The organism is Candidatus Pelagibacter bacterium nBUS_44, from assembly GCF_051200895.1.
GTDB lineage: Bacteria > Pseudomonadota > Alphaproteobacteria > Pelagibacterales > Pelagibacteraceae > Pelagibacter.
The window spans coordinates 52154-63264 of sequence record NZ_CP172838.1 but is presented as its reverse complement, the minus strand read 5'-3'; the positions used below and the strand labels follow the sequence as shown (position 1 = coordinate 63264).

12 protein-coding genes and 1 pseudogene are annotated in these 11111 nt (G+C 26.8%); 6 read left to right on the top strand and 7 right to left on the bottom strand.

Annotated elements, in window-relative coordinates:
• Nucleotides 1-9: 9 nt before the first annotated feature.
• Nucleotides 10-501, top strand: coding sequence for an SET domain-containing protein (locus tag ACIJYB_RS00295; protein ID WP_435151127.1), 492 nt, complete (start codon nucleotides 10-12; stop codon nucleotides 499-501).
• On the opposite strand, the gene truA is transcribed toward ACIJYB_RS00295, so the two are convergent.
• The 5 genes from truA to ACIJYB_RS00270 are packed head-to-tail and all read right to left on the bottom strand — an operon-like array spanning nucleotide 481 to nucleotide 4608.
• On the bottom strand, nucleotides 481-1221 hold the full coding sequence (gene truA / locus ACIJYB_RS00290; protein WP_435151125.1) for a tRNA pseudouridine(38-40) synthase TruA: 741 nt from the start codon (nucleotides 1219-1221) through the stop codon (nucleotides 481-483). The two genes, ACIJYB_RS00295 and truA, sit on opposite strands and share 21 nt — an antisense overlap.
• Entirely contained in the window at nucleotides 1222-2145 is a 924-nt protein-coding gene (fmt, locus tag ACIJYB_RS00285; RefSeq protein WP_435151123.1) for a methionyl-tRNA formyltransferase, read from the bottom strand.
• Between the two features lie 3 nt (nucleotides 2146-2148).
• Entirely contained in the window at nucleotides 2149-2664 is a 516-nt protein-coding gene (gene def / locus ACIJYB_RS00280; protein WP_435151122.1) for a peptide deformylase, read from the bottom strand.
• Nucleotides 2665-2687: 23 nt separating this feature from the next.
• Nucleotides 2688-4451 (bottom strand): hypothetical protein, encoded by a 1764-nt coding sequence (locus tag ACIJYB_RS00275; RefSeq protein WP_435151120.1) that lies wholly within the window; start codon nucleotides 4449-4451, stop codon nucleotides 2688-2690.
• Nucleotides 4426-4608 (bottom strand): hypothetical protein, encoded by a 183-nt coding sequence (locus ACIJYB_RS00270; RefSeq protein ID WP_435151119.1) that lies wholly within the window; start codon nucleotides 4606-4608, stop codon nucleotides 4426-4428. Before ACIJYB_RS00270 ends, ACIJYB_RS00275 begins: the two co-directional genes overlap by 26 nt.
• Nucleotides 4609-4665: 57 nt before the next feature.
• On the opposite strand from ACIJYB_RS00270, the gene ACIJYB_RS00265 reads away from it, so the two are divergent.
• A complete protein-coding gene (locus ACIJYB_RS00265) occupies nucleotides 4666-5178 on the top strand; it encodes a shikimate kinase (protein WP_435151117.1) in 513 nt (170 codons plus the stop codon).
• The gene (aroB, locus tag ACIJYB_RS00260; RefSeq protein ID WP_435151115.1) at nucleotides 5165-6271 is read left to right on the top strand and encodes a 3-dehydroquinate synthase; all 1107 of its coding nucleotides are present in this window, start codon (nucleotides 5165-5167) and stop codon (nucleotides 6269-6271) included. The genes ACIJYB_RS00265 and aroB overlap by 14 nt, the downstream gene beginning before the upstream one ends.
• Here aroB and ACIJYB_RS00255 read toward each other — a convergent pair.
• Nucleotides 6260-6520, bottom strand: coding sequence for a BolA/IbaG family iron-sulfur metabolism protein (locus ACIJYB_RS00255; RefSeq protein ID WP_435086110.1), 261 nt, complete (start codon nucleotides 6518-6520; stop codon nucleotides 6260-6262). The genes aroB and ACIJYB_RS00255 overlap by 12 nt on opposite strands.
• Before the next feature lie 21 nt (nucleotides 6521-6541).
• Between ACIJYB_RS00255 and ACIJYB_RS00250 the strand changes: the two genes are divergently transcribed.
• The 3 genes and pseudogenes from ACIJYB_RS00250 to ACIJYB_RS00240 all read left to right on the top strand — a co-directional run bounded on the left by ACIJYB_RS00250 (nucleotide 6542) and on the right by ACIJYB_RS00240 (nucleotide 9832).
• On the top strand, nucleotides 6542-7075 hold the full coding sequence (locus ACIJYB_RS00250; protein WP_435151113.1) for a J domain-containing protein: 534 nt from the start codon (nucleotides 6542-6544) through the stop codon (nucleotides 7073-7075).
• Nucleotides 7059-8033, top strand: coding sequence for a cobaltochelatase subunit CobS (gene cobS, locus ACIJYB_RS00245; protein WP_435151111.1), 975 nt, complete (start codon nucleotides 7059-7061; stop codon nucleotides 8031-8033). Before ACIJYB_RS00250 ends, cobS begins: the two co-directional genes overlap by 17 nt.
• Nucleotides 8034-9832: pseudogene (locus ACIJYB_RS00240) on the top strand (cobaltochelatase CobT-related protein). It abuts the gene before it with no gap.
• On the opposite strand, the gene ACIJYB_RS00235 reads toward ACIJYB_RS00240, so the two are convergent.
• Nucleotides 9829-11109, bottom strand: a complete 1281-nt coding sequence (locus ACIJYB_RS00235; RefSeq protein ID WP_435151110.1) for an ActS/PrrB/RegB family redox-sensitive histidine kinase — start codon at nucleotides 11107-11109, stop codon at nucleotides 9829-9831. The pseudogene ACIJYB_RS00240 and the gene ACIJYB_RS00235 overlap by 4 nt on opposite strands.
• Nucleotides 11110-11111 lie beyond the last annotated feature (2 nt).

The following is an 11111-nucleotide window of genomic DNA, read 5'->3' as shown; positions in this document are numbered from 1 at the left end:
AAAACTTGTATGAAACTTTATAGAATTAAAAAGTCCAACATCGATAAAAAAGGTAGAGGTTTATACGCAACAAGAGATATCAAAGAAGGAACTAAAATAATTGATTATGTTGGAAAACTAATTACAAAAAAACAAACTGAGGAGTCAGATAAATATGACAATGGTAAGCCAATTTATTTATTTACTATTAATAAGAGATACGATCTAGATGGAGACTTTTCATGGAATACAGCAGGTTTAATTAATCATTCGTGTAATAATAATTGCGATTATGACGGTAAAGGTCTTAAGATTTGGGTTAAAGCAATTAAGGATATAAAAAAGGGAGAAGAGTTTACTTGTGATTATGGATTTGGCTTTGATGAAAACTACAAACAATTCCTATGTAAGTGTAAATCTAAAAATTGTTGTGGTTATATAGTACGATCAGAATCAAGATGGCGAATTAATAAAAAATTTGCTATGAGTAATAAGAGTAGATTAATAAATAATTCTCGTTAAAAAAAGTCCCTCTGGGGGTGCGGGTGGAGCACAAAAAATCCTTTTTTTAGATTTAAAAACTTTATTAAATTTTTTCAAATCCCATTTATTTTCACCTAAATATTTCAAACAACCAACCATCGATCTAACTTGTTGTTGTAAAAAAGATTGCGATCTAAATTCTATTTCTATTTTGTTTTTTGATGATTTAACTTTTACCGATTTAATTGTTCTAATAGGACTTTTTGCATGACAACTTGAAGATCTAAAAGTAGAAAAATCGTGAGTTCCAATTAATTTCTTAGCTCCTTTTTTAATTAAATCTAAGTCCAATGGTTTTCTTACATGCCATCCTCTTTTTTTCTCAATTACAGGAGCACTTAATTGATTAAAAATTATGTATTTATAAATCCTCTGTTTTGCAGAAAATCTTGAATGGAATTTACTACTTCTTTTTCTAATTTTTTTTATTGCAACACCCTGATCATTTGTAAAATGATTAATTGATTTTAAAAACTTTGTTAAGTCTAGAATCTCCTTTTTGCTATCAAAATGACCTGACTGTTCAATTGCATGAACGCCAGTATCAGTTCTACCCGAGCCATTTAAAATTATTTTTTCTTTTAAAAGTTTTGAGAGATTTTCTTGAATAAGACCTTGAATAGTTGAGCCTTTTTTTTGAATTTGCCATCCCCTAAAATCAGTACCAACGTATTCAATAAGTATTTGATACCTGATCACTTAGATTACAGCACCCTTTTTAATTTGTGAACCAAGCATAAATTCACCGATATTTTGTGGCCTTTTTCCTTGTCTTTGGATCTCTTGAATCTTTATTGTTTGCTTGTCACCACAAACAATCTCTAAATAATCAGAAACAATTTCTCCTGGCCTTCCAATCCCATTGCCAATTTCTGCTTTTAAAATTTTATATCTTTCGCCTTTGTATATAAAGAAAGCACCTGGCACAGGATATAGACCATTTATTTTTCCAATAATGTTTTTTGCTTCATCATTCCAATTGATTTCACCCTCAGCTTTTTGAATTTTAAAAGCATATGTCGCTTTTGAATGATCTTGATCAATAAATTTTGCTTTATCTTCCAGAATATCATCAATATTATCTAATAATTTTTCAGCTGCTATTAAAGATAATTTATCAGAAACATCACTTGCATTTAAATTATTTTCTAAATTTATTTTATAAGTATTACATACTGGACCTGTATCAAGTTGTTCAGCTATTTTCATAACACTTACTCCTGTTTCTTTGTCAAGGTTCATTATAGACCTTTGTATGGGTGCTGCACCTCTCCATTTTGGTAACAAAGATGCGTGAATATTAATAAATCCTTTTTTAGTTAAACTTAAAAATTCTTTTGGAATAATTTGGCCATAAGCAACAACTATTGCGAGATCAGCATCCAAACTTTTAAAATAGTTATATTCCTCATCATTATTTTTTAAATATTTTGGAGTTCTAAATTTTAAATTTAGAGTTTCAGCGATTCCTTGAATTGGTGATTTATTTATTTTCTGACCTCTTTGTGATTTTTTAGGAGGTTGTGTATACACATCTGATATTGGATATCCATTTTGATACAATGATTTTAAAATAGGAACAGCAAACATTGGCGTACCCATAAAAACAATCTTTTTAGCCATTAATTAAAGGATTGCTGTATTTGATTTTAATTTAGATAGTTTTTTTATAATCATAGATTTCTTTAATTTTGAAAGATAATCAATGAATAATATTCCCTCTAAGTGATCCATTTCGTGCTGAATACACGTTGCAAGTAACCCATCAGCTTTTAACAATTGTTTTTTTCCATTATAATCAAGATACTCTACTTCACACTTACTTGGTCTATCTATTTCTGCAAATTGATCTGGTACTGACAAGCATCCTTCTTCATGTGTATTTTTGATTGAGTCTTTGATCATAATTACTGGATTAACAAAATATCTGGGTTCTTTTTTTTCTTCCTTACCAATATCCATTACTATAATTCGTTTTGGGATACCTATTTGAATTGCTGCAAGACCTATACCATTGGCGTCATACATTGTATCCAACATATCGTTCATGAGTTGCTGTTCTTCTTTGCCTACATTTTCAACAGGTTTTGAAATCTGTCTAAGTAACTTATTTGGTTCTGTGATTATAGTTTTAACTGCCATTTCTAATTATTTTATTATAATTTTTAAACTTTTAAAGGAAGAACTTTTAATAAAAGCTTATTCCTAATTAAATCAACATTTAGTTGATTCAGTGTGCTAATTATAAAATAAAAAGTATCGTCATCAATGTCTTCAATCTTATCAGGACCAATAACCTCAACAATTCTTAATAAGGCTACCCCAAATTCTTTATTATCAATCATTTTTTGAATATCGGACGGCATCTCTGACTCATTGATTTGGTAGAGGCTTTTGTATTTTTTAGAAATTTTTACACCATCTGCTTTAAGAGCCTCTAAGAAAATTATATCTTTTTTAGATAAAAAATATTTTTTATCCTTTTTAATTTTTTTTAAAAACTTATCTAAATCTGCTTCAATTTTAGATTTTGCATAATCTCCATTAAAATAATTAACTAATTTAGATTGATGTAAAATCTTATTATTATATTTTACTTTCTTATCAATGACTTCATCTGTTTTTGTATAATTTGCATAAAATGTTGTAAAATTAGAAGGTATGTCTTCTTTTTTAATTTGAATTAGAAATTTTTTTAATTCTTCCTCAAATGCATTACCAATACCATCTTTTTTGAATATATCTTTTAAAGTCTTAATTAGCCCTAATTTAAGCTCAGGATCTTTTGCAAGCAGCAATCTTTGATAAACTAATGCTCTTCCCTCTATAGGTGATAAAGTTTTGTATACTTCATCAGTGTTTATTAATTGACTAATATTGAATTGAAAACGTTTGTAAAATTCAAATAAATCTTGTTCTGAATAATTTTTATCATGTGTTGCTTTTTCAATGGTTGAAATTTTATCTATATCCGTAATTTCAAGATCTTGGATATTATATAATAAGTTTGAGGTTGATAGATATTTCCAAATTAATTTTGGAGTATCTTTTTTTGGATCATATGAAAATTCAGAATTTGTTCTATGAGCTAGATGAAAATCTAAAATAGATTTTTCTGATACTTCTTTGTTAGGCTGATCTATATATCCAAATAGATAATTAATTTTATTTTCAAAATAATCGTCTTTAAAACCTTGTTCTTTTTTTAAATCTAAAATTAGTTGAGCCTGATCATTTTTTCCATAATTCATCAAACAATATAAATTAAATTTAGACAAATATTCGTCTTCTAAAGGTTCTTTGATTTTAGAAAAGATTTCACATGATTTTTTAATATTTGATTGAGACAAATATTTATCAACCATATATCTCATCAAATCTGGATGAAGATTTACAACTTGATTTTTGATAAGGTATTCTTCAATTAGTTCAAGATTAGAGTCTTTAATTAACCAATTTGATTTAAATTCTAAAAACTCCTGGTCTGTTATGTTTAGATTTGGATAATATGCATTTGTTAATAATGAAATATTAAGAATTTCAGACGCATCTTTGGAAAGATTATAATTATTTATGTTTTTAAAAAGTTTTTTAAGAACTAACCCATCTGAATTTAACCACATATCTATAGTTAGTCCATGATCTTCTGGATCATATAATCCAGCAATTTTAATTTCTTTTGATGCGAGTGTTTGATCTAATTTTATTGAATCTATATTTTTATCAGCTTGCATTTGATAAATACCGCTCTCTGATATTTCATTTATTTTTTCCTCAGATATGTTTTCCTTAATTGAGGTTTCGACTTCTTTTTTATCAATATTCCAGATATCTATTGGTTTATCTTCAGCAATAGCGGGAAAGGTTGATAATAGATAAATGATTATAATTGATAAATTTTTTTTATTTAACAATTTTAAAGTTTTCATTTGGAATAATTTTTTCTATTTCTTTTTTTGGAGCAGGGAGATCAATTAAACTAATAGAAAAAACAAGCCCTAGGATAACAGCTATTCCAAGGGCTAATTTAATGATTATACCTATAATATTAAATCCACCCGAACTTGTATTTTTATTAAATTGCATATAACTTTAGTTAATTTCAAATTAAGACATATTTGTGATTTTTCAATAAAGAAACTTATGAAATCAAAAGAAAATCTTGTGTTTTTAGGTATGATGGGATCAGGAAAGACTTCTATTGGTTCACTAGTTGCAAAAGAATTAAAATTGAATTTCATTGACGTAGATAAAGTAATTGAAAAAGAATTAGGCCTAACTATACCAAAAATATTTGAGACAAAAGGTGAGGAATACTTTAGAAAATTTGAAGAAAAAATAACACTAAAAATACTCAAAATTAATTCAATTGTCGTATCACTCGGAGGAGGGGCATTTGTAAACAAAGTTGTCAGAAAAGAAATACTGAAAAATCATATCTCTTTTTGGTTAAACTGGAGTAATGAAATATTGCTGAATAGAATTAAAAATAGCAAAAAAAGACCTCTTGCTTTTAATTCAACAGAAAATGAATTGATTGATTTAATAAAAAAACGATCTAACGTTTATTCTGAATCTTTGTATGAAATTAAATGTGATAAATTGTCAAAAAAAGAAATTGTTAGGAAAATTTTAAAAAATTATGAAACCTATTAAATTAAGAATAAATACTAAAACTCAAAAATATTCAATTATCATTGGTTCAAATTTAGTAACTAATGTATCAAAAATTTTGAAAGAAAATTCAATTAATTTTAAACAGTGTTTGCTCATTGTAGATAAAAATGTTTCAAAACAATTTATCTCAAAAATAAAAAGGTCTCTTAATAAAAAAAAACTTTATGTTCATTTTTTTAAAGCAAGTGAAATGAACAAAAATTTTGATAATGTAAATAAAATCTTAGATATCTTGCTAAACAAAAATTTTTCAAGAGAAGATTGTGTTATATCTATTGGTGGAGGGATTACAGGTGATGTAAGTGGTTTTGCAGCCAGTTTATTTAAAAGAGGGTTAAGATTTATCAATATTCCAACTACTCTATTATCTCAAGTCGACTCATCGATAGGAGGAAAAACAGGAATAAACACTAAATATGGAAAAAACTTAATAGGAAGTTTTTATCAACCAAACTTAGTTATATCAGATGTTCAATTTTTAAAAACATTGCCAAAAAGAGAATTGATTTGTGGTTATGGTGAAATTTTAAAACATTCCTTAATTGCAAATAAAAATTTTTACAATTTTTTGGATAAAAATATTGATAAAATTTTTAAACTTTCATCTCCATTTATAGAAAAAGCTATATACGAAAGCTGCAAAATAAAAAAAAGTGTCGTAGAAAAAGATGAAAAAGAAAAAGACCTAAGAAAAATATTAAATTTTGGTCATACATTTGCTCATGCTTATGAAGCTTCTTTGGGTTATTCAAAAAAACTTAATCACGGTGAAGCTGTGATACTTGGTATGCAAAGTGCATTAAGTTTTAGTTTAAAGAATAAATTAATTAAAAAAAATGACTACTATTCAATCTTGAAGCATATTTCAAAAGCAAATTTGCCATCAAAAATAAAAAAATTTTTTAAAATTAAAGATTTAAATAAAATATTGTCTTTTATGGCTAAAGATAAAAAAAATACCTCAAATAAAATTAATTTAGTTTTATTAAAAAAAATTGGATATCCAATTATTAATAAAGAATATAAAAAAAATAATTTATCTGAGTTTATTAAAAGTGAATTAAGAAATTAAAATTTGTATAGAATGGATATCTTCTTTTAATTCTTTATCCAAAATTTTATAAATTTTTTTATTACTTTCAATTCTACTTAAAATTTTTAATTCTTTTGAAATTAAAATAATTTTTAAATGATATCTACCCTGTTGATTACCAGCATGATTTTTATGAAGAAAAGACTTATCCTCTATTTTAATACTTTCAATATTAATTTGATCAGTAAGTTTTTTTTTTACAATTGCAATTAACTCATTTATATCCATAAATAATATCTATTATACATCATGAAAAATATTTGCGACTGGAATAATTGTAATGAAATTGGTGAATATAAAGCACCAGTTGAAAAAGATAATAGCAAAAAATATAGGATGCTTTGCTTAAAACATGTAAAAGAATTTAATAAAAATTGGAATTATTTTTCTGGAATGAATGATGATCAAGTTTTAAATTTTTTAAAATCAGACATGATCTGGCATAAACCAACTCAAAGCTTTAGTTCTTCTGATAACTTTTTTAAAGTTCTTTGGAATAACACTTTAAGAGATGAATTAGATAAAGACAAAATCAATGGTGACTATGATCATATGCGTCAATTTAAATTTAACCATAAAGATATCAAAGCCTTTAGTATATTAGGAGTTTCTGTTGGATTAAAATGGAAAAAAGTCCAAGACAAGTTCAAATTACTTGTCAAAAAATACCACCCAGATATAAATGCTGGGAATAAAAAATATGAAGAAAAACTTAAATTAATAACTTTAGCTTATACACAACTTAAAAATACTTATAGAGAAAAAATTGACACCAAATCTTAATATTCAACCTGACATAAAAGTTTCATTAAAACAAACTTTTGGGATCGATTCAGAAATGGAAGTGGATGCATTTTCAAAAAGGAGTGAATACGTTCCTGATATAGATAAAAGTTATAAGTTTGATAGAGATACTACAATGGCAATAATTTCTGGTTTTGCCTACAATAAAAGAGTTTTAGTTCAAGGATATCATGGAACTGGTAAATCAACTCACATAGAACAAATTGCGGCTAGATTAAACTGGCCATGTATTCGTGTAAATTTAGACAGCCATGTGAGCAGAATAGACTTGATAGGAAAAGATGCAATTGTTCTTAAGGATGGGAAACAAGTTACTCAATTTAATGAGGGTATTTTACCTTGGTCAATACAAAATCCAGTAGCGCTTGTTTTTGACGAGTATGACGCTGGTAGACCAGATGTGATGTTTGTAATTCAAAGAGTTTTGGAAGCAGAGGGTAATTTCACTCTTCTAGATAAAAATAAAGTTATTAAACAAAATAAATTTTTTAGATTATTTGCAACATCTAATACTGTAGGACTGGGTGATACAACCGGTCTTTATCATGGAACTCAACAAATAAATCAGGGTCAAATGGATAGATGGAACATTGTAACCACTCTTAACTATCTTGGTCTTGAGAGAGAAATGGATATAGTTTTAGCAAAGAACAAAAATCTCAATAATGCAAAAGGTAAAGAGAAAGTTGCTAATATGATAAAAGTAGCTTCTTTAACTAGAAAGGGATTTATTGCAGGTGATATCTCAACAGTAATGAGTCCAAGAACAGTGATGCATTGGGCTGAAAACTCAGAAATTTTTAAAGATATAGGTTATGCATTCAGAGTAACTTTTTTAAACAAATGTGATGAAATTGAAAAAAATACAATCGCAGAATATTACCAAAGATGTTTTGGGGAAGAGCTACCAGAGTCTTTGATGAATATTCAGATTTAAATGAGCGATAAAATTGCTAACTTAAAAGAAAAATTTAGACAAGCATTAACTTCAACTGCAAAAGTAATTTCAGATGATTTTGATTTAATAAATAAATCGTCAAAGAATGATAAAAAAAAAATTTAGACTCAATTGAAATTGACAATCTAACCAAGCCAAGTGATTTTGTTAAATTACGTGCTGAAACAGACTCTTCTGCTTTAAAAAAAAAATTTTCAAATGATAAAATTTATAGAAAAAACCTTCCAACTAATACTTCATCAAGATCTCTCTATAATATTGCTGAAAAAATTAGATATGAAGCATTGGGTGGTAAAATGCTCAAAGGGATTGAAAAAAATTTTCAACAGAATTATTCTCATATAATTAATACTAAAAGGAAAGAACAACTAAAAACAAAAGAAGACGTGCCTGTAACAGAGGCATTTGAGTTGTATATGCTTAAAAATTTTCATCAAATAAATTTAAATCCTTTAACAACAAAAATGTTAAATTTTTGGGAAAAAGACTTTGAGCAATCAGTAGAAAAACACAAAAAATTTTTGCAAGAAAATTTGGAAAATCAAGAAAACTATAGCTCGAGATTTTCTCAAATTTTGGAGGAAATGGATATTTTTCAAAGTGAAGAAGATGAGGAAAAAACAGAGGAAAATCAAGATCAAGGGCAAGACAATCCCTCAAGCGATGACCAAGACAAAGATAAAGAAGATAATAAAGATGAAAATAATGACCAAGAAACACAAGCCAGTTTAGACGCTGATTACAATGTTGATGAATTTAATCTAGATGAACAACTTTCAGACAGCGAGTCAGATGAACAAAGCTCAGAACAAATTGTTCAAAAAACTCTTGATAATATTAATTTAGATTACAAAATTTTTACAACTCAATATGACGAAGTAACAAAAGCTGAGAAATTAGAGAATGCAGACGAAGCAGCAAAACTTAGAAGAACATTAGACCAGCAGCTAGTTGGGTTTCAAGACGTAATAACTAAACTTGCAAACAAATTACAAAGACAGTTACTTGCTAAACAAAATAGAGCGTGGAATTTTGATTTAGAGGAAGGTTTACTTGATAGTTCAAAATTACCAAGAATTATTATGGACCCATATAATTCATTATCTTTTAAAAAAGAAAAAGATTTAGATTTTAAAGATACAATAGTTACTTTATTAATTGATAACTCTGGATCTATGAGAGGAAGACCCATTACAATAGCTGCAATATGTGCAGATATATTGTCTAGGACTTTAGAGAGATGCTCAGTTAAAGTTGAAATTTTAGGGTTTACAACAAAAAATTGGAAAGGTGGGCAAAGTAGAGAGCTTTGGAATAAAAATTCAAAACCTAAAACCCCTGGAAGATTAAATGATTTAAGACATATAATATACAAAGGAGCTGATACTCATTGGAGACAAGCTAAAAATAATTTAGGGCTAATGCTAAAAGAAGGTTTATTAAAAGAAAATATTGATGGAGAAGCTATTTCTTGGGCTTATAATAGAATAAAAAAGAGAAAAGAAGAAAGAAAAATTATGATGGTAATTTCTGATGGTGCTCCAGTAGACAACTCAACACTTTCAGTAAATTCAGGGGATTTTTTAGAAAAACATTTAAAAAAAATGGTTAAATTCATAGAAAACAAAACTGAAATTGAAGTTTTAGCAATTGGTATTGGTCATGATGTTTCAAGATATTACGATAAAGCAATAAAAATCACAGATGTAAATGAATTAGGAGATGTTATGATTTCTCAATTAAGTTCTTTATTTGAAACTAAAAAAAAATTTCACTAGATATTAAATAAATCTTTATTTTTCCATTTAATAACTACTTCTGCCCCACTTCTAGTTTTTGAATTTCTACAATTGATTAAGGCAAAATTTTTTTCTAAAAGTGTTTTTCCAATAAACAAACCTAATCCCAAACCTGTTTTCATCTTTTCAATAGGATCTTTTGTTCTTAAATACGGTTCACCAATTGTTGATAGGACATCTTTTGGATAGCCATTTCCATCGTCTTCAACAGTAATTTCTGTAATTTCACTATCACTTTTTAAATTTATATAGATTGTTTCTTTAGAAAATTTATTAGCATTTCCAATAAAGTTTCTTAAACCGTATACAATTTCTATAGATTTAGTTATTTTTTTTACATTTGAAAATTGATCATAATTAAAAATAAACTTTTTTTGACTAATTTCTTTAAATGACGAAATAATTTCACTTAAGTAATCTTTCATTGAAAGATCTTTATCAATAAATTCATCCTCTTCCACAGGGTTTAATGTTAATCTTCTTAAAATTTTATTGCATCTTTCAACCTGACTGGACAGTAACTCTATATCTTTTTTAATGTCTTCTTTGTCTTTAAATTGTTTCTCTAAATCATGTGCAATAATCTTGATGGTAGACAAAGGAGTTCCAAGTGAATGAGCTGCAGCTGCAGCTTGACCTCCTAAAGATAAAAGCTCATGTTCAGTAGCCATAACTTCTTCCATTTTTGTTAGTGCTTCTCTTCTTAATCGAGATTGTGTCCCAAATGACATGGCTAAATAATTCAAAAATATTAAAGCAATTATTAAAGCAATTGGAATTGAATAAAAATAATACGGACTAACATGAAAATGATCGTTAATCGGAGAAGGTAAATCTAAAGAGTAAAATGTAAGTATAAAAATTATAACTATCGTAAGGACTACTAATAAAGAATTAGTTTTAAAACTTAAATTCGACGAAGAAAAAATGCTTGGTATTAGTAAAAAAATAATAAATGGATTAGTAACTCCTCCTGTTAAATAAAGTAAAGCACCCAGTTGTAGTATATCGATTACTAAAAAAATAAAAGCTGATCTATCTGATAATTGTGTTTTTTTGTAAATAAAAATTAAAAATAGATTACTTAAAATACCTAAAAATATAACTGAATTACAAATAATAAAATCAAAATTAAAATTTAGAAAAAAATAGACAAAGTCAACTGATATTAATTGTCCAATAATACTAATCCATCTTAGGTTTATATAAGTTGATTTTTTAAAGAAATGATATTTTGAAGTTTCAAAGAACTTCATTA